This window comes from Hydrogenophaga palleronii NBRC 102513 (genome assembly GCF_001571225.1).
In the GTDB taxonomy this organism is placed as follows: Bacteria; Pseudomonadota; Gammaproteobacteria; order Burkholderiales; family Burkholderiaceae_C; genus Hydrogenophaga; species Hydrogenophaga palleronii.
Window position 1 is genome coordinate 14,098 of record NZ_BCTJ01000042.1, and the last position, 16,974, is coordinate 31,071.

At 69.7% G+C, this 16,974-nt stretch carries 19 protein-coding genes; 9 read left to right on the forward strand and 10 right to left on the reverse strand.

Annotated features, from left to right (window positions below):
* Positions 1 to 8: 8 nt before the first annotated feature.
* Positions 9 to 2,291 carry an ATP-dependent DNA helicase gene (locus HPA01S_RS19765; RefSeq protein WP_066272750.1) on the reverse strand — a complete coding sequence of 761 codons (2,283 nt, stop codon included), beginning with the start codon at positions 2,289 to 2,291 and terminating at the stop codon, positions 9 to 11.
* 34 nt (positions 2,292 to 2,325) lie between these two features.
* Between HPA01S_RS19765 and HPA01S_RS19770 the strand changes: the two genes are divergently transcribed.
* Positions 2,326 to 3,129, forward strand: a complete 804-nt coding sequence (locus HPA01S_RS19770) for a hypothetical protein (protein ID WP_066272753.1) — start codon at positions 2,326 to 2,328, stop codon at positions 3,127 to 3,129.
* 104 nt (positions 3,130 to 3,233) lie between these two features.
* Positions 3,234 to 3,755, forward strand: coding sequence for an Mpo1 family 2-hydroxy fatty acid dioxygenase (locus HPA01S_RS19775; protein WP_066272754.1), 522 nt, complete (start codon positions 3,234 to 3,236; stop codon positions 3,753 to 3,755).
* Between the two features lie 39 nt (positions 3,756 to 3,794).
* Here the strand turns inward: HPA01S_RS19775 and HPA01S_RS23230 are convergent, their stop codons facing one another.
* Positions 3,795 to 3,998, reverse strand: a complete 204-nt coding sequence (locus HPA01S_RS23230) for a hypothetical protein (protein ID WP_157085104.1) — start codon at positions 3,996 to 3,998, stop codon at positions 3,795 to 3,797.
* A gap of 260 nt (positions 3,999 to 4,258) precedes the next feature.
* On the opposite strand from HPA01S_RS23230, the gene HPA01S_RS19780 reads away from it, so the two are divergent.
* Both HPA01S_RS19780 and HPA01S_RS19785 read left to right on the forward strand, forming a co-directional pair.
* Positions 4,259 to 4,744, forward strand: a complete 486-nt coding sequence (locus HPA01S_RS19780; protein WP_066272756.1) for an Rrf2 family transcriptional regulator — start codon at positions 4,259 to 4,261, stop codon at positions 4,742 to 4,744.
* Entirely contained in the window at positions 4,707 to 5,618 is a 912-nt protein-coding gene (locus HPA01S_RS19785; RefSeq protein WP_218005364.1) for an NAD(P)/FAD-dependent oxidoreductase, read from the forward strand. The genes HPA01S_RS19780 and HPA01S_RS19785 overlap by 38 nt, the downstream gene beginning before the upstream one ends.
* A gap of 54 nt (positions 5,619 to 5,672) precedes the next feature.
* Here the strand turns inward: HPA01S_RS19785 and HPA01S_RS19790 are convergent, their stop codons facing one another.
* On the reverse strand, positions 5,673 to 6,461 hold the full coding sequence (locus HPA01S_RS19790; RefSeq protein ID WP_066272757.1) for a metallophosphoesterase family protein: 789 nt from the start codon (positions 6,459 to 6,461) through the stop codon (positions 5,673 to 5,675).
* A gap of 15 nt (positions 6,462 to 6,476) precedes the next feature.
* Positions 6,477 to 7,451 (reverse strand): diacylglycerol/lipid kinase family protein, encoded by a 975-nt coding sequence (locus tag HPA01S_RS19795; protein WP_066272758.1) that lies wholly within the window; start codon positions 7,449 to 7,451, stop codon positions 6,477 to 6,479.
* A 156-nt stretch (positions 7,452 to 7,607) separates the two neighbouring features.
* Between HPA01S_RS19795 and HPA01S_RS19800 the strand changes: the two genes are divergently transcribed.
* Both HPA01S_RS19800 and HPA01S_RS19805 read left to right on the forward strand, forming a co-directional pair.
* The gene (locus HPA01S_RS19800) at positions 7,608 to 8,312 is read left to right on the forward strand and encodes an enoyl-CoA hydratase/isomerase family protein (protein ID WP_066272760.1); all 705 of its coding nucleotides are present in this window, start codon (positions 7,608 to 7,610) and stop codon (positions 8,310 to 8,312) included.
* A gap of 58 nt (positions 8,313 to 8,370) precedes the next feature.
* Positions 8,371 to 8,976, forward strand: coding sequence for a flavin reductase family protein (locus HPA01S_RS19805; RefSeq protein WP_066272762.1), 606 nt, complete (start codon positions 8,371 to 8,373; stop codon positions 8,974 to 8,976).
* A gap of 12 nt (positions 8,977 to 8,988) precedes the next feature.
* Here HPA01S_RS19805 and HPA01S_RS19810 read toward each other — a convergent pair whose 3' ends face one another.
* On the reverse strand, positions 8,989 to 9,225 hold the full coding sequence (locus HPA01S_RS19810; protein ID WP_066272764.1) for a SlyX family protein: 237 nt from the start codon (positions 9,223 to 9,225) through the stop codon (positions 8,989 to 8,991).
* Between the two features lie 136 nt (positions 9,226 to 9,361).
* On the opposite strand from HPA01S_RS19810, the gene HPA01S_RS19815 reads away from it, so the two are divergent.
* Positions 9,362 to 9,895 carry a hypothetical protein gene (locus HPA01S_RS19815; protein WP_066272766.1) on the forward strand — a complete coding sequence of 178 codons (534 nt, stop codon included), beginning with the start codon at positions 9,362 to 9,364 and terminating at the stop codon, positions 9,893 to 9,895.
* A gap of 8 nt (positions 9,896 to 9,903) precedes the next feature.
* Here HPA01S_RS19815 and HPA01S_RS23745 read toward each other — a convergent pair whose 3' ends face one another.
* Entirely contained in the window at positions 9,904 to 10,506 is a 603-nt protein-coding gene (locus tag HPA01S_RS23745) for a glycine zipper 2TM domain-containing protein (RefSeq protein ID WP_066272768.1), read from the reverse strand.
* Positions 10,507 to 10,741: 235 nt separating this feature from the next.
* Between HPA01S_RS23745 and HPA01S_RS19825 the strand changes: the two genes are divergently transcribed.
* Both HPA01S_RS19825 and HPA01S_RS19830 read left to right on the forward strand, forming a co-directional pair.
* On the forward strand, positions 10,742 to 12,805 hold the full coding sequence (locus HPA01S_RS19825; RefSeq protein ID WP_066272770.1) for a catalase: 2,064 nt from the start codon (positions 10,742 to 10,744) through the stop codon (positions 12,803 to 12,805).
* Positions 12,806 to 12,868: 63 nt separating this feature from the next.
* On the forward strand, positions 12,869 to 13,411 hold the full coding sequence (locus HPA01S_RS19830; RefSeq protein ID WP_066272772.1) for an MOSC domain-containing protein: 543 nt from the start codon (positions 12,869 to 12,871) through the stop codon (positions 13,409 to 13,411).
* Here the strand turns inward: HPA01S_RS19830 and HPA01S_RS19835 are convergent.
* The 4 genes from HPA01S_RS19835 to HPA01S_RS19850 form a co-directional block, all read right to left on the reverse strand.
* Complete coding sequence (locus HPA01S_RS19835) at positions 13,398 to 14,315, reverse strand: thiamine phosphate synthase (RefSeq protein WP_066272774.1); 918 nt, start codon at positions 14,313 to 14,315, stop codon at positions 13,398 to 13,400. The two genes, HPA01S_RS19830 and HPA01S_RS19835, sit on opposite strands and share 14 nt — an antisense overlap.
* Before the next feature lie 21 nt (positions 14,316 to 14,336).
* Positions 14,337 to 15,146, reverse strand: coding sequence for a thiazole synthase (locus HPA01S_RS19840; RefSeq protein ID WP_066272776.1), 810 nt, complete (start codon positions 15,144 to 15,146; stop codon positions 14,337 to 14,339).
* Positions 15,147 to 15,300: 154 nt separating this feature from the next.
* Positions 15,301 to 15,498 (reverse strand): sulfur carrier protein ThiS, encoded by a 198-nt coding sequence (thiS, locus tag HPA01S_RS19845; RefSeq protein WP_066272778.1) that lies wholly within the window; start codon positions 15,496 to 15,498, stop codon positions 15,301 to 15,303.
* 17 nt (positions 15,499 to 15,515) lie between these two features.
* Entirely contained in the window at positions 15,516 to 16,595 is a 1,080-nt protein-coding gene (locus HPA01S_RS19850; RefSeq protein WP_066272781.1) for an FAD-dependent oxidoreductase, read from the reverse strand.
* Positions 16,596 to 16,974 lie beyond the last annotated feature (379 nt).

The window sequence follows — 16,974 nt, forward strand, 5'->3', positions numbered from 1 at the left end:
CTTCAGCCTCAACCCGGGGTCTGCCACCAGGCTGGCAGCAGGCGCCGCACCTCGGCGCGGCCGAAGCGCTGGTCCATCAACACCACCACGCCGCTGTCGCCGGGGCCACGGATGACGCGGCCCGCCGCCTGCACCACCTTCTGCAGGCCGGGGAACAGGTAGGCGTAGTCGTAGCCCCGGCCAAAACGCGCCTGCAGGCGCTGGCGCAATTGTTCGTTGACCGGGTTGAGCTGCGGCAGGCCCAGGGTGGCGATGAAGGCGCCGATGAGGCGCTGCCCGGGCAGGTCGATACCCTCGCCGAAGGCGCCGCCGAGCACCGCGAAGCCGATGCCCTGGCTGTGTTCGGTGAAGCGCGCCACGAAGGCCTCACGTTCGGTCTCGCTCATGCCACGCGCCTGCGCCCACACCGGCACTTCGGGGTGCTGCGCCTGCAGCCGCTGCAGCGCTTGCTGCAGGTAGTCGAAGCTGCTGAAGAAGGCCAGATAGTTGCCGGGGCGCTGGGCGTACTGCTCGTTCATGACGGCCACAAGTGGATCGAGCGAGGCGCTGCGGTCGCCGTACCGCGTGGAGATGTGCGGTGTCACGCGCACCTGCAGTTGCGCGGCGTCAAACGGTGAGGGCACGTCCAGGCGTGCCGTGTCGTCCGGCAGGCCCAGCAGGTCGCTCACGTAGTCCATCGGGCTCAGCGTGGCCGAGAACAGGGTGGCGCTGTGTGCCGCCGACCAGCGTGGGCGCAGCAGCGGGCCGGGGTCGAGGTTGCGCAGGTTCAGCACCGGGTGGCGCACGCGGCCGCTGCGCTGTGCCGGGCTGGTGAGGTCGGCCAGCGAATGCTCGCCAAACACCTCGGCCACGCGCAGCAGGTGCAGCACCTCGAACAACCAGGCCTGCAGGTGCGCGTCGGCCGCCTGCGGTTCGTTGGCGAGATGGTCCGAGAGTTCGGCCGCGTGGCGTTGCAAGGCGTCGATGAAGCTCGCCGGCAGCTCGGGCAGCACCGTGTGTTCCTGGGTCTGCAGGCGCGCCAACGCACTCCACTGGCGCTGCAGGCGGTCCATGGCCTTCTTGAGCGCGGCCGGTGCACCCTGGCGCACCGCCTGGAAGCTGGCCGGGTGCAGCTCGGCGCTGTACATGCTGCGCGCGCGCTGGATCAGGTTGTGCGCCTCGTCCACCAGCAGGCCCACGCGCAGGCCGTCACCCGCGCTGAGCGACCAGGCGCCCGCGCTGAGGTCGAAGAAGTGGTTGAAGTCGCCCACCACCACGTCGCTCCAGCGCAGCAGGTCTTGCCCGAGGTAGTAGGGGCACACGGTGTGCCGCAATGCGATCTCGCGCAGCGCCGGTTTGTCCAGCCAGCCGGCTTGTGCGGCTTCTTCGCGCGCGGCCGGCAGGCGGTCGTAAAAACCCCGCGCGAGCGGGCAGGACTCGCCGTGGCAGGCCTTGTCCGGGTGTTCGCAGGCCTTGTCGCGCGCCACCAGTTCCAGCACGCGCAGCGGCTGCGCGAGCAAGCGTTGCAGTGCGTGCAGCGCGAGCTGGCGGCCGGGCGTCTTGGCGGTCAGGTAGAACAGCTTGTCGGTGCCTTGTGCCGGCGCGGCGCGCAGCGCGGCGAACAGCGTGGCCATGGTCTTGCCGATGCCGGTGGGCGCCTGCGCCAGCAGATGGCGACCAGCGCCGTGGCAGCGGTAGACCGCAGCCGCCAGTTCGCGCTGGCCGGGCCGGAAACCCTCGAAGGGAAAAACCAGCGCCTGCAACGCGGCGTTGCGCGCGCTGCGGTGGGCCTGCTCTGCACGCGCCCAGCCGATGTAGCGCGCGCAGAGCGATTCGAAGAAGGCCTTGAGCTCCAGCGCGCTGTGCCACACCGGCAGCACGGTTTCCTGCCCGGTGTCGATGTTGAAGTAGACCAGCGCGAGTTCGATGCGCTCCAGCGCATGCTGCTCGCACAGCATCCAGCCATAGACCCGCGCCTGCGCCCAGTGCAGGGCGCGCTGGTTGTCGGGCAAACGCGCGGCGTCGCCACGGTGGGTCTTGATTTCTTCCAGCCGCGGCACGGCCGGGTCAAAGCCGTCGGCGCGGCCTTGCACGCGCAGGTCATCGCACATGGCGCTCAGCGCCACCTCGCGCTGGTAGGTGGCACCGCGCCGCGCCGTCACCGTGCCATGGCCGGCGATGCCGTCCTGCGCGCTGGGCGAGGGCGTGAAGCGGAGGTCCAGGTCGCCGCTCTTGGCAGCGAAGGCGCACAACACACGCACCGCCACCGTGAGCGGCAGGGCAGGGGCCGAAGGTGGATCGACGACAGGCATGGGAGTGCCATGGTACTGGACATATAGTCAGTGGATGAGCGCGACCGTTCCCACCCTCACGCGGCAGCACCACCAGCGCCTGCGCCAGATCTACCGCTCGGCCGGCTGGCCCTGCCACGACATGCTGGAGGTCGAGCTGCTCGCCGCCGGCCTGCTGGAGCGCCGGCCGTCGCCGGACGGTTTCGAGAGCCTGCGTGTCACCGATGCCGGCGTGCAGCGGCTGACCGAGGTGTATGCCCGCAACAAGGCCTCGCGCACGCCGCACGAGGCGCTGGTTGAACGCGTGGCCACGGCCATGGCCCAGGCCGGCCGCCTGAGCTGGCGCGGCCTCATGCTGCGCGTGCCGCTGCCGCGCGGCCTGCTGGGCGAACAGCCCGATGAGGCCGCTGGTGACCGTTTGCAGGTTCAAGCCTTTGAGCCGGATGACGGCACGCCGCCGGCGGCGCCGGCGCACGGCTGGTGCATGGCCTGCCCGGACGTGTTTTCGGTGCGCCACACCACCGTAGAGGCTTATCTGGAACCGGTGGTGCACGAGATCAAGGTCAGCCGTGCCGACCTGCTGGGCGATCTGAAGAAACCGGCCAAACGCGCCGCCTACCTCGGCCTGGCGAGCGCCTGCTGGTACGTGCTGGGGCAGGACGCCAAAGGCCGACCGATTGCCGCACCCGAGGAGGTACCGGCCGAATGCGGCGTGTTGCAACTGGAGGGCGAGCACCTGGTGGTGGCGCGCGAGGCGCCGCGCCGCGCGCTGGAGCGGCTGCCCTTCCACGTCTGGATGGCGCTGGCGCGCAGCGGCCCGACGATCCGGCTGGACGACGAGGCGCAGGGCGCGCTGTAAATCTGTTCGCGGGCGCAGGCCGGCTGGCCTGAGGGAAACCCGGAATGGTGCGCGAGGGCCGCTGTGGTGATCATGCTGATCTGTCCTTGTGCAGGAGATCCACGATGAAAACCCTCAACGACCATCTGAGCCAGTACGCGGCCTACCACCGCGACCGGCGCAACATCGCCACCCATTTCATCGGCATTCCCATGATCGTGCTCGCGGTCGTGGTGCTGCTGGCGCGGCCCTCCTTCGATGTCGCGGGCCTGGTGTTGTCGCCGGCCACGCTGGCCACGGTGGCCGCCACCCTGTATTACCTGCGGCTGGACCTGCGCTTCGGTTTTGCCATGGCCGTTTTCCTCGGCATCTGCCTCGCGGTTGCCCAGGCCACGGCGGATCTGTCCACCAGCGCCTGGGCCACAGTGGGCATCGGGCTGTTCGTGGTGGGCTGGGTGATCCAGTTCATCGGCCACGTGTTCGAAGGCCGCAAGCCGGCCTTCGTCGACGACATCATGGGCCTGATCATCGGCCCGCTGTTCGTGGTGGCCGAGCTGGCTTTTCTGCTCGGCATGCGGCGCGAGGTGGAAGCGGTGGTGGTGGCGCGCGCCGGGCCGGTGCATGTGGGGGGTGAGGTGCTGAAGTGATGCGCCAGCGCCGTTTGCTGCCGACTGCGTCTCTGCTGTTCAACGGGTCCCGGCACTGCCTTCCACCACTTCCCACAGCTCGACCCAATGCGAGCCGGCGCCGTAGTTCCGGTTGCCCGCTTCGCAGTTGGCATGAAAGTCCCTGGCCGTCTGCGTGGTGCACTTGTACCAGTGCGTCGCGTTTTCCAGCACCCCTTTTCTACTGCGAGCTGCCTCACTCCAGCACAACCGTATGAGTTTCATGACTCTCCCTGCGCGGTTCCGATGATTTGCTTGAATGTAGTTTCAATGTTCTCAAAATAGTATTTATTTTTATAAAAAGCAGTTCATTCATCGTAGTTTTCATCCGCCGACTTTTTCACGACTTCCGGTTCCGATAGGGCAGCCGCGCGGCGATGAGGTGCTGCCAAGCCTTGCGTCGCAACGACAAGAACCTGGCCTGGCATCCAGACGATTCGCATCCGCTTGCCGGATTTTTGATTTCATGTAATTATCAAAGTTACATGAAACTCGACAGCCGACTCTCTTCCGTCCTGCACCTGTTGCTGCACATGGCGCACAGCGAACGGCCCATGACTTCCGAGGCCCTGGCCGCCTGCCTGCAGGGCAGCAGTGCGGTGGTGGTGCGCCGCACGCTCGCTGGCCTGCGCGAAGCCGGTTTTGTGAGCTCCGAAAAGGGCCACGGCGGTGGCTGGGTGCTGGCCTGCAACCTGCAGACCGTGAGCTTGCGCGACGTGTACGACGCGGTGGGTGCACCCACGGTGTTCGCCATCGGCCACCGCTCGGACAACCCCGAATGCCTGGTGGAACAGGCCGTCAACCAGGCCCTGTCGGGCGCGCTGCAGGACGCCCAGGCCCTGCTGGTGCAGCGTCTGGGCAGCGTCACGCTGGCCGATCTCGCGGCCGATTTCAACCACCGCTTTGAAGCCCATCCCCATGCCCGAGAACACCATGCACACCACCCCCGCAAACACCATGGCCCCGCATGACGCGATCGTGATCGGCGGCAGCTACGCCGGCTTGTCGGCTGCGCTGCAGCTGGCGCGGGCGCGCCGCCGCGTGCTGGTGATCGACGCCGGCGTGCGCCGCAACCGTTTCGCCAGCGCCTCGCACGGTTTCCTGGGCCAGGACGGGCGCGCACCCGGCGACATCGCGGCCGACGGCCGTGCCCAGTTGCTGGCCTATCCCAATGTGCGCTGGCTCGAGGGCCGCGTGGCCCAGGCCGAGGCGCAGGTTGAAGGCTTCAGCGTGCAGACCGAGGCCGGTGCCACCGAGCAGGCGCGCAAGCTGGTGATCGCCACCGGCGTGGTGGACGAGCTGCCCGCCATCGAGGGCCTGGCTGAACGCTGGGGCCGCAGCGTGTTCCACTGCCCCTACTGCCATGGCTACGAACTGGACAACGGCCGCATCGGCGTGCTGGCCATCAACGAGCTGTCCATGCACCACGCGCTGATGCTGCCGGACTGGGGCCGCACCACGCTGTTCCTGAACGATGCCTTCGAGCCCGATGCCGACCAACTCGCTGCGCTGGCCGTGCGCGGCACCGTGGTGGAAGCCGGTGCGGTGGCGCGGCTGGAAGACAGCGCCACGGTGGTGCTGCAGGACGGTCGGCGTTTCACCATGGACGGCCTGTTCACGCTCACGCACACGCGGCTGGCCAGCCCGGTGGCGGCGCAACTGGGCTGCGCCATGGACGAGGGGCCAACCGGTGCCTTCATCCGCACCGACGCCATGCAGGCCACCAGCGTGCCCGGCGTGTTCGCCTGCGGCGACGCGGCGCGCGCAGCGGGCAACGTGGCAATTTCGGTCGGCGCGGGCGCGCTGGCCGGCGCCATGGCGCACCGTTCGCTGATGTTCGATTGACCGGCCGCAGTTCCGTTTCTCATCCCGCCCGGACGCGCCAGGCGAGCTGCCTGCTCAGCGTTCCGGCTGCACCGGCGTCACGCGCACCCGCACGAAGGCGTCCTGCGCGGCCGCATGGTCCCACTGCTCGATGACGCAGTGCCGGTCGGCGGCATGCCAGCGCACCACGTTCACCGAGTTCGGCACACCGGCGCGCACGCGCTGCGACAGCGCGGTGCCGGCCTGCACCGCCCACATCGGCCGCGCCAGGCCGGGCAGCGGCATCACATACGGCAGGTGGATGTGGCCGCCCATGACGAGGTCGGCGCCCGCGGCTGCCCAGGCCTGCTGTGCGGCGGTGTGGCCGATCAGGCGGTTGGGCACGTCCTGTTCGCGCTGCACGTCGATCGGCTGGTGCACCACCACCACCCGCAGTTGCCCTGGTGTGGCCTGCACCAGCCGCTTCGCCACGGCCTGCACCTGGGCGGCAGACACCTCGCCGTTCTTGTGCCGCGCCGGCCGCGTGGTGTTGACCGTCAGCACCATCAGGCCGGGCGAGTTGTAGAGCGGTTCAAGCTCGTCACCGAACGCCGCGCGGTGCCCGGCGTAGGGCCGTGTGAGCCGGCCCCAGAGGTTGAACAGCGGAATGTCGTGGTTGCCCGGCACCACCAGCCGCGGCACACCGAGCCGGTCGACGAAGGCGCGGGCGGCGCGGAACTGGGCGGCGCGCGCGCGCTGCGTGATGTCGCCCGAGAGCACCACCAGCTCGGGTTGCAGCTGGTCGCTCAGTCGCACCAGCGCTTCCAGAACGGGTGCGCGTTCGGTGCCGAAATGCGGGTCGGAGATCTGCAGGATGGATGCCATGTGCCGCGGCCCGCCTTAAACCGCTGCCGCCGCTGCCGGCGACATCTCGGGCTTGAGCAGCCACAGCGGCGTGGGCAGCACGCGGAAATCCAGCGGCGGTTTCATGCGCGCCACCTCGCCGTCGAAAGCCACTTTCATGCGGCCGAAACGCAGCACCTTCGGCGGCTGGACCACCATGCGCTGGAACTCGATGTGCTCGATGCCTTCGGCTTCGCCGAGCGAGCCCATGGCGCCGCGCAGCATCAGGCCCAGCATGGCCAGGCTGCCGAGTGGTTTGAGCATGATGGCGGTGACGCGGCCGTTGTCGGCGCGGTTGCCCTCGCTCGCACTCACCAGCATGCCGAGCTGCTCCAGCTGCAGCCGGTTGTTGCCGGCAAACAGGGTGAGCGTGCGCAGCTTGCGCACCGAGCCGTCGAGTTCGATCTGCAGCGTCAATTGGCGCTGTGCGCGCAGCAGTGTGGTGGCGGCCGCGCCGAGCGCCACCAGGCGGCTGCGACCGAAACGCGCCTTCCAGCTCTCGCGGTCTTCCAGCAGGTCGGGGTAGAGGCCGACGCTGGCGTTGACCAGGAACACCTGCTGGTTCACCGCGGCCACCTGCACCGGCTGCGGCAGCGCGGCCAGCAGTTGTTCCATGGCCTCTGCCGCGTCGCCCTCGATGCCGTGGGTGCGCGCGAAGTAGTTGAAGGTGCCGCGCGGGATCACGCCCATGGTGCAACCGGCGGCGTGCGCGGCCTGGGCCACGGTGTTGATGGTGCCGTCGCCGCCCACGGCCACGATGGCGCCGTGTGCCTGCAGCGCCAGCGCGGCGCACTCGGCCGCCACCTGGGGCAGCTCGGCCGGCTCGCACACATGCAGCTGCCCCTGGCGGCCGCTCGCGGTCAGCGCGCTTTCAATCGCCTCGCGCGTGTCGTCCTGCTCCTGGCTGCCGGCCCGGCCGTTGAGGATGAAGTGCAGCGTGGCGGCTGGGTCGAGGGTGGGGGTGTGGTTCATGGTGGTGGACGCGCGGTGCGGTGGGCCGGATTCAGTGTAGGGGCCGGTGGTGGGCGCGCTTGTCGGAGAACGCCGCGTCCGGCAGCGGTGTGAGCGGCATACCGTGTACGCTGGCGGCCGTCCCCCAGATTGCCCCGCCGCGCGCGGGCCCGTGCCATGTCCCTGATCCAGTCCTTTGATGCCGGCGTGCTCGAGCTGCGCCTGAACCGGCCCGAGCGCCTCAATGCCCTCACGCTCGCGCTGGCGCGTGAACTGCTCGCGGCGGTGCAGGCCGCGGTGGCCAACCCGGCGGTGCGGGTGATCCTGCTCAGCGGCGAAGGCCGTGCCTTCTGCGCCGGCAAGGACCGCGACGACCCACCCGCACCGGCCTTCGTGGACACACTGCAGGCCCTGGCGGCGGCGCTGGTGCAGGCGCCGCAGCCGGTGGTGACGGCGGTGCAGGGCTGGGTGGTGGGTGCCGGTGTGGAGCTGATGCTCAACGGCGACCTCACCGTGGCGGCGCGTGGTGCGCGTTTTCTGTTGCCCGAGGTCAACGTCGGCCTGTTCGGCACCGGCGGTGTGGCCGCGCTGCTGCCGCGCCTGGTCGGGCTGCAGAAGGCCAAGGGCCTGCTGATGCTGGGGCAGGAGATCGGCGCCGCCGATGCCGAGCGCTGGGGCCTGGTGTGGCAGGTGGTGGACGACGCCGAACTGCAGGCGCAGGCGCGCCAGCTGGCCGGGCAACTCGCGCGGAGTGACCCGGCGCTGCTGGCCGAAGTCAAACAACTGGTGCACCACGAACAGCTGGGCGATTTTGCTGCCGCCCTGGCGCGCGAGACCGCGGTGCACCAGCGCCTGGCGGCCCGCGGGCCGGCGCACCGCTGACGGCGCCTCACCAACCCCGTGCGCCCCGGGGTGGCGGTGGGCTCTGCACAATGCCGGCATGACCGCCACCACCATCCCCACTCCCGAACACGTCCAGCCCGTGCCGCTCGACAAGGCCTACCGCCTGCTCAACCACGGCCCGACCGTGCTGGTGTCTGCCGCGCACGCGGGTGAGATCAACGTGATGTCTGCCGCCTGGGCCTGTGCGCTCGATTTTTTGCCGCCCAAGGTCACCGTGGTGCTCGACAAGGCCACGCGCACGCGCGCCCTGGTGGAAGGCAGCGGCGTGTTCGCACTCGGTGTGCCCTCGGTCGGCATCGCGGCGCTCACGCTCGGTGTGGGCACCGACAGCGCCGCCAGCGTGCCCGACAAGCTGGCGCGCCATGGTGTGCGCTGCTTCAGCGCCGAAGGCCATGCGCCACCGCTGGTGGAGGGGTGTGTGGCCTGGCTGATGTGCAGGCTGCTGCCCGAGCTACGCAACCAGCACACCTACGACCTGTTCATTGGCGAGGTGGTGGCCGCGTGGGCCGACGAGCGCGTGTTCCGCGCCGGGCGCTGGCACTTCGACGAAGCGCCCGACCACCTGCGCAGCCTGCACTACGTGGCCGGCGGGCAGTTCTACGTCACCGGTGCGTCGCTGCAGGTGGGGCGCGACGGGCCCTGATACGCCGGCGCTTCAGTAGTGCGGCGGCAGCTCGTCGCGCAGGTTGCGTTCGGCCGGTGCCGCATCGGGCTCGCCACGCTGGCGCAGGCGGCTGACTTCGCGCAGCAGCAGATCAATCTGTTCCTGCTGGCTGGCTACCAGCTGGTTGAGGGTGTCGAGCAGGTCTTCGGCGTAGCTGGCCTTGATTTCCAGCTCGGTGAGGCGGCCTTCGATGGCGCCCGGAATGTCGGTGGGAGTTGTGGCGTTCATGCCCGTATTGGACCGCAAGAAACGCCAGGGGCCTGCGCAATGTCGGGCGCCGCACAGACCGCGGGCGCGCGCTGAGCGACGCTCGGCTTCGACCACGCACCAGGGGGTGCGCGGCGTGCCCCGAGGAACCCGCTGCATGAGCGACTTCGACGAACCCTCCGACCTGTCGGACTCGCGCTTCTACAACGACACCGAACCGTTCCGGCCGGGCCTGGGTGTGCCCGGCCCCAGGATGGTGACCGCACCCGCACCGTGCCACTGGAACACCATCGCGGCGGCGTTTGCCGACAGCGGCGGGCTGCTCACGGTGGAGCAATTGGTGGAGCAGATCCGCCAGCAAGTGCATGCCTGGTCGCCGTTCTACGAGCAGCGGCCCGAGCTGCTGGTGGCGCACTGGATCGCGTCGCAGGCGGTGGTGGGCATCGAAAGCCAGTGGGGCCGCCTGCTGCCCTCGTTCCAGTTCGATCTGCCGCGCGGTGCGGTGCACGCCAGCATGCGGCCCCTGCTGAAGGAACTGCAGGGGGTTTTTCAAGACGCCGAACTCGCGCTGTGGTTCGTCACGCCCAACCACTGGCTGGACGGCGCCCGGCCCGAGAGGGCCATGCACCACGACCCCGAGGCGGTGCGCATCGCGGCCCGCAGCGACCGCTTCGTGGCGCTGGGCGACTGAGGCCTTGCTCAGTAACGCGGCTCGCCGTTGCCGTTGACGAGAAGCGTGCGGCCGGGTGGCTCGCTCATCTGCACACGGTGCTCCACACCACGGAAGTTGTAGCCCACGTCCCAGTACGAAGCCTGGCTGTTGCTTACGCTGCTGCAGCGTTGCACGTCCTGCGTGGGGGGCGCGTTGTTGCGGCCGACGCTGGAGCCCACGGCAGCGCCGGCCACCGCACCGCCCACGGTGGCGATGTCGCGCCCGGTGCCACCACCGATCTGGTGGCCGAGGATGCCGCCGACCACACCACCCAGAATGGCGCCGCCCACGTTCGGGCTGCGCGGCTGTGCAACCGGCTCACGTTCGATCCAGCAGCGCTGGCCGCCATCGGGGCCAACCACTGCGCGCACCCAGCTCACCGGCACTTCGTACAAAGGCTCCTGGTCGCGGCGGCGGTAGTCGCCGATGGGTTGGCTGGGTGTGCCGCCGCGCACTTCGGGCGCCGGGTAGGCATTCTGTCCGCGGTCGTGGGGTGGCGCGGCGCACCCGGCCAGGCCGGCCATGGCGAGCGCCGCCACGGCGAGCGCGGCCGACGGCCGTGGGATGTTGAAACGGGGCAGGGATCTCATGGCATGTCCTCCTGGACAGGTGGATAGGGTGTGCCCACTGTCGACCTTCGGGTTGAGCACCGTCTGTGCGCTGGAGCGCGGTGCACGCGGGGCTGGCGACCTGTGTGCGGCAAGGCACCGACAGGGCGGTGTCCGCCACGCAAGCTGGGGCGCGTTGACCGCACGGGCGGCGACGCGGCAATACGGCACCGCGCTTGCGCCTCGCGCAGCGTCCATATCCCACGGAGTAACCCCCATGAGCGCATCGAAAAAGAACACCCTTCTCGGCACCGGTGGCGAGCTGCACCAGCAGGCAGGCGGCGAACACCCGCCGCTGACTACCCAGCAGGGCGTGACACTGTCCGACAACCAGAATGCTTTGCGCGCCCACCCGCAGGGCCCGACGCTGCTGGAAGACTTCATCCTGCGCGAGAAGATCACGCACTTCGACCACGAGCGCATTCCAGAACGCATCGTGCACGCGCGGGGCACCGGTGCGCACGGCTACTTTGAACTCACGCACTCGCTGGAGGCGTTCACCAACGCGCAGGTGTTGACCGAGGTTGGCGTGAAGACCCCGGTGTTCACGCGCTTCTCCACCGTGGCCGGCGGTTCGGGTTCGTCCGACACGCCGCGCGATGTGCGCGGTTTCGCCGTCAAGCTGTACACGCAGCAAGGCAACTGGGACCTGGTGGGCAACAACGTGCCGGTGTTCTTCATCCAGGACGCGATGAAGTTTCCCGATTTGGTGCACGCGGTGAAGATGGAGCCCGACCGCGGCTTCCCGCAAGCGGCCTCGGCGCACGACAACTTCTGGGACTTCATATCGCTCACACCCGAGTCCATGCACATGGTGATGTGGATCATGTCGGACCGCACCCTGCCGCGCTCGCTGCGCACGATGGAAGGCTTCGGCGTGCACAGCTTCCGCCTGCTCAACGCGGCCGGTGAATCGACCTTCGTGAAGTTCCACTGGCGGCCCAGGCTGGGCATGCAGTCCACCGTGTGGGACGAGGCGGTGAAGATCGCCGGCGCCGACCCCGACTTCCACCGGCGCGAGCTGTTCGAAGTGCTGGACGCCGGCGAGACGGCTGAGTGGGACCTGGCGGTGCAGCTGTTCTCGCAGGCCGACGCCGACAAATTTCCCTTCAACCACCTCGACGCCACCAAACTGATTCCCGAGGAACTGGTGCCGCTGCAGGTGATCGGCCGCATGGTGCTCGATCGCTGGCCCGACAACTTCTTTGCCGAAACCGAGCAGGTCGCGTTCTGCCCTTCGCACCTGGTGCCGGGCATCGATTTCTCCAACGACCCCTTGTTGCAGGGCCGGCTGTTCTCGTACCTGGACACGCAGCTCTCGCGCCTGGGTTCACCCAACTTTGCGCAGATCCCGGTCAATGCGCCCAAGTGCCCGTTTGCCAACCACCAGCGCGATGGCCAGATGCAGATGGCCGTGCCGCGTGGCCGCGTGAACTACGAGCCGAGTTCGCTGTCGCCACAAAGTCCGCGTGAAGACCGCAGGACCGGTTTTGCCAGTGTGGCGGTGGACGAGGGTGGCGCACGCGGGCGTGTGCGAGACGAGAGCTTTGCCGACCACTACAGCCAGGCACGCCAGTTCTACATCAGCCAGACCGAACCCGAGCAGGCCCACCTGGCCTCGGCGCTGGTGTTCGAGCTGTCCAAGGTCGAGCATCTGCATATTCGCCAGGCCATGGTCGGGCACTTGCGCGTGATCGATACAGCACTCGCCAAGCGCGTGGCCACCGGCCTGGGCCTGAGCGAACTGCCAGAGGCTGCCAAGCCAGCCGTGCCGGTGCAGACCCGTGACGCCTCACCGCCCCTGAGCCTGATCGGCAATGCCAAGGCTACGCTGCAGGGCCGTGCCGTCGGCATCCTCGTGGCCGACGGGTCCGACGCCGCGGCCATTGCGGCGCTGAAGAAGGCTGCGCAGGCGGCTGGTGCGCGCGTGAAACTCATCGCGCCGCGCGTGGGCGGCGTGAAGCTGTCGAACGGCAAACACCTGGACGCCGATGGCCAACTGGCCGGTACGCCCTCGGTGATGTTCGATGCGGTGGCGCTGGTGCTGTCGGCGGCTGGCGGCAAGGCCTTGAGCCAGGAGGCGGCCGCGGTGGATTTCGTGCGCGATGCCTTCGGCCACCTGAAAGCCATCGCCGCCGATGCCGGCGCCCAGGCGGTTCTGCAGGCCGGGGGCATCCAGCCCGATGCCGGCGTGCTCGGCGCTGGCGATCTCAAAGCCTTTGTGGCCGCCGCCAGCACGCGCCAGTGGGCGCGAGAGCCCTCAGTGCGCACGCTGGCCTGAGCCTGCTGCACACCGCAACATGTCTTGGACCGGCGTGTCGCCGGGGCGTGCTACAACCCGGCCATGCCCGCCCACGTGTTCGCCGTACATCTCAGTGCCCGGCATCGCTTCTCCAAGGAGACGGCGTTGTGCATCAGCCTGCTCGCGGGCCAGGGCGTGGCGGGTGATGCGCACTGCGGTGTGACGGTGCAGCACCGTTCGCGCCTGGCGCGCGATGCGCACCTGCCCAACCTGCGCCAGGTGCATCTGTTGCAGCGCGAACTGTTCGTGGAACTTGCGGCCACAGGCCATCATGTGCATCCCGGTGAGCTGGGCGAGAACATCACCACCGAGGGCATTGATCTCCTGGCCCTGCCCACCGGCACCGAGCTGCGCGTGGGGCCCGACGTGTTGCTGCGCCTGACCGGTTTGCGCAACCCGTGCGTGCAGATCAACCGCTTTCAACCCGGCCTGATGGCCGCGGTGCTGGACCACACGGCCGACGGCGCGTTGGTGCGCAAGGCCGGTGTGATGGCGGTGGTGTTGCTGGGCGGTGAGGTGGCGGCGCTGGACCGCATTGACGTGCAGTTGCCGGCGGGCCGGCACACCCCGCTCAGGCCGGTGTGAGCGCGGCCTTCCACTCGGCCACTGCCGCGTCCAGGTCGGGCGCGGCCATCAGGGCGCGCACCACGCCCACGTCGCGCACGCCCGCCGCCAGCACCGAGGGCAGGTTGTTCAGATCGATGCCGCCGATGGCCATGTGGGCGCTGCCGCGCAGCAGCGCGGCGTAGGCGCGCAGGCGGCCGGTGCCCTGGGGCGCGGTGGCCATCTGCTTGAGCGTGGTCGGGAACACCGCACCCATGGCGATGTAGCTCGGGCTGTGGCGGTCGGCGATCAGCATCTCGGCATACCCGTGTGTGCTCAGGCCCAGGCGCAGGCCGGCGTGGCGGATCGCGTCCAGGCTCTCCTGGTTGGTTGCTTCCAGGTCTTCCTGACCCAGGTGCACGCCATAGGCGCCGGCGTCAATCGCCTCCTGCCAGTGGTCGTTGATGAACAGCTGGGCGCCCGTGCCCTGCACACCGGCCACGGCAGCACGCACCTCGGCGCGGATCGCCTGCGCATCGCCGGACTTGAAGCGCAGCTGCACCGTGGGCACGCCGGCGCGCGCCATGCGCACGGTCCAGGCAGCGTCGGGCATCACGGCGTAGAGGCCGATGGGCTGCGCAAGCGGGGCGAATGCACCGGTGCGCGGGCGTGGCGCCATGTCGAAGTCAACCGCTTCATCGGGCCAGGCGCTGGCGTCGAACTGGCCGCTGCGCCGCGTGCGGTGCGACCAGGCGCGCGCCACGCACAGCGCATCGGCATGAATGAAGCCGAGGGTGTGTGCGGCCTGCAGGGCAGCGACGAACACCGGGTCGTCGGACGCCGGGGTGGGGGCCACGGCGCCGGGGGCCAGGGGCAGTGCCAGCGTGGCGCGGTGTGCGTCAACGATGGCCTTGGCCATGGCGTCGATGGAGGTGATGGTGGTCATGCAGTGCGGGAAAAGAAAAGCTCAGGAACCGTGGTGCCAGAACGGCGTGCCCATCACCGGTGTGCTGGGCTGCGCGCTGGCCTGGGGCTGCATGGCGCCCGAGCGGAACGCGGCGCGGCCGGCGCGCACCGCGTCGGCGAAGGCGCCGGCCATGTCCACCGGCGATTGCGCCAGTGCCACCGCGGTGTTGAGCAGCACGGCATCAAAACCCCACTCCATCACGGTGCAGGCGTGCGAGGGCAGGCCCAGGCCGGCGTCGACGATCAGCGGCACGCTCAGGCGTTCGCGCAGCAGGCGCATGGCGTAGGGGTTCACGGGGCCCTGGCCGGTGCCGATGGGCGCGGCCCAGGGCATCACGGCCTGGCAGCCCACGTCCACCAGGCGCTGGCACAGCACCAGGTCTTCGGTGCAGTAGGGCAGCACCTTGAAGCCGTCGTTGATGAGCTGGCGCGCGCAGTCCACCAGGTTCAGGGTGTCGGGCTGCAGGCTGTAGTCGTCGCCGATCAGCTCGAGCTTGATCCACGGCGTGTTGAACACCTCGCGCGCCATCTGCGCGGTGGTGATCACTTCCTGTGCCGTGTGGCAGCCGGCGGTGTTGGGTAGCACCGGCACGGCCAGGTCCTGCAGCAGTTTCCAGAAGGTGGCTCCGGCCTCGGGTGCGGCCGCGCCCTGGCGCCGCAGCGAGGCCGTCAGCATGGCCGGCTGTGCGCGCCGCGCCGCCGCTTCCAGCGTGGCGGGCGAGGGGTAACGCGAGGTGCCCAGCAGCAGGCGGCTGTGGAAGGTTTCGCCGTACAGCTGCAGCGGATCGTCGTGTGTCACAGGTTGGGTCATGTTCTTTCAGTTCTCCATGGTGCAGCACGCCAGAATGGCTTCAGCCAGAGGCAGCAAGGGACGGCTTTGCCGGCCCAAGATGCCGTCCTCCCTCCCAGCGCCGCAGGCGCGCAAGAGAGGGGGAAGCCGCACAGCGGCGCAGGGGGATGTCATGTCAGCCGCCGGTGATGGGGGCGATGACTTCGATGCGGTCGCCCTCGCCCAGCCGGTGCTGGGCATAGGCGGTGCGTGGCACGAACTGCAGGTTGACGGCGGCGGCGAACACCGCCGGGGTGTCCCAGGCGGCGAGGGCGTCGGCCAGCGTGGCGCCATCGGGCAGCTCGCGGGGTTCGTGGTTGATCAGCACGTTCATACGGGTTCCAGTTGTCGTCAGCGCAGCACGGCCAGGCCGAGCGCGTCGGCCAGGGGCGAGTGGCCTTGTTCCATCAGTTCCAGCGCCGCGTCGAGCACGGCGGGCGCGATCATGAAGCCATGGCGGTACAGGCCGTTGATGGCCATTCTGCGCGAACCGGTGAGGCGCAGCGCGGGAAGGTTGTCGGGCAGGGTGGGGCGCAGCTGCACACCGAGCTCGATGATGCGCGCTTCGCCAAACCCCGGGTGCACGGTGTAGGCCGCGCTCAGCAGCTCCAGCGTGGAGCGCACGCTGGCGGGCGAGAGGTCGTCGGATTCGATTTCGGTGGCGCCGATCACGAACAGGTCGTCGGGCTTGGGCGCGATGTACAGCGGGTAGCGCGGGTGCACCAGCCGCGTGGGTCGAGACAGGCTCACGCCCGGCGCATGCACCCGCGCCACCTCGCCGCGCACACCACGCAGCGTGCTCCATTGCGGCAAGGCACCGAGGCCGCGGCAGTCGAACAGCCAAGCGTCGGGGCCGGGGTCCACCTCGTCTGGCGTGCGGGCGGTGTGCCAGCGCACGGTCACGCCGAGCACCTGCATCTGGTGCGCGAGCGCAGCCAGCAGGCCGCGGTTGTCGAGCTGCCCTTCGTCCGGCAGGTACAGGCCTTGCGCGAAACGCTGTGCCAGCGCCGGCTCCAGCGTGGTCAGTGCCTGGCCGTCCAGGCGCTGCGCCTGCGGCAGCGTGGGCAGTGCGGCGCTGGTGCGCGCGAGCTGGCCGGCAAACCGCTCGGCCTCGGCCGCGTCCTGCCGGTGCCACAGCACCAGCGTGCCGCTCTGCTGGAAGAACACCGGCTGCTCCAGCGCCGCCAGCAACTGCGGCCAGCGCGTGAGGGCGTGCTGGCCCATGCGCACCACGTTGAGTTCGGTCACGGCCGATTCGGCCAGCGGCGCCAGCATGGCCGCGGCCACGCGCGCGGCGGCGTGCGCGGCCTCGGGGCCACCGGCGTCGATCACCTCGACACAGTGGCCACGCTGCGCCAGGGCCACGGCCAGCAGCCGGCCCATCAGGCCGGCACCGAGCACGGTGGCGTGGGGTTTGTTCGATACGTTCATGTCAGTCCATCATGATCCTGCGGCGTGCGGGCGGCGGCCCTCACCCCAGCCCTCTCCCAGAGGGAGAGGGAGCAAAGCGGGGAGCGCCATCTTCGGCGTGAAGTGTCTTCCGCCAGGGCACCCGAGGCGCCGGCTCCGCCGGGCCCAGGGTGCGCCCCCGCGCAGCAGAGAGAGGAGCGACGCAGCCGCGCGGGGGGGGCTGCCACCTCCGACGCGACGTGTCCCGGTCCAGGGCACCCGAGGATCCGGCTCCGCCGGGCCCAGGGTGCGCCCCCTCGCGAAGCAGAGGGGGAGCGGCGCAGCCGCGCGGGGGTGCTGCCACCTCCGGCGCGACGTGCCCCGATCCAGGGCTCCCGAGGCGCCGGCTCCGCCGGGCCCA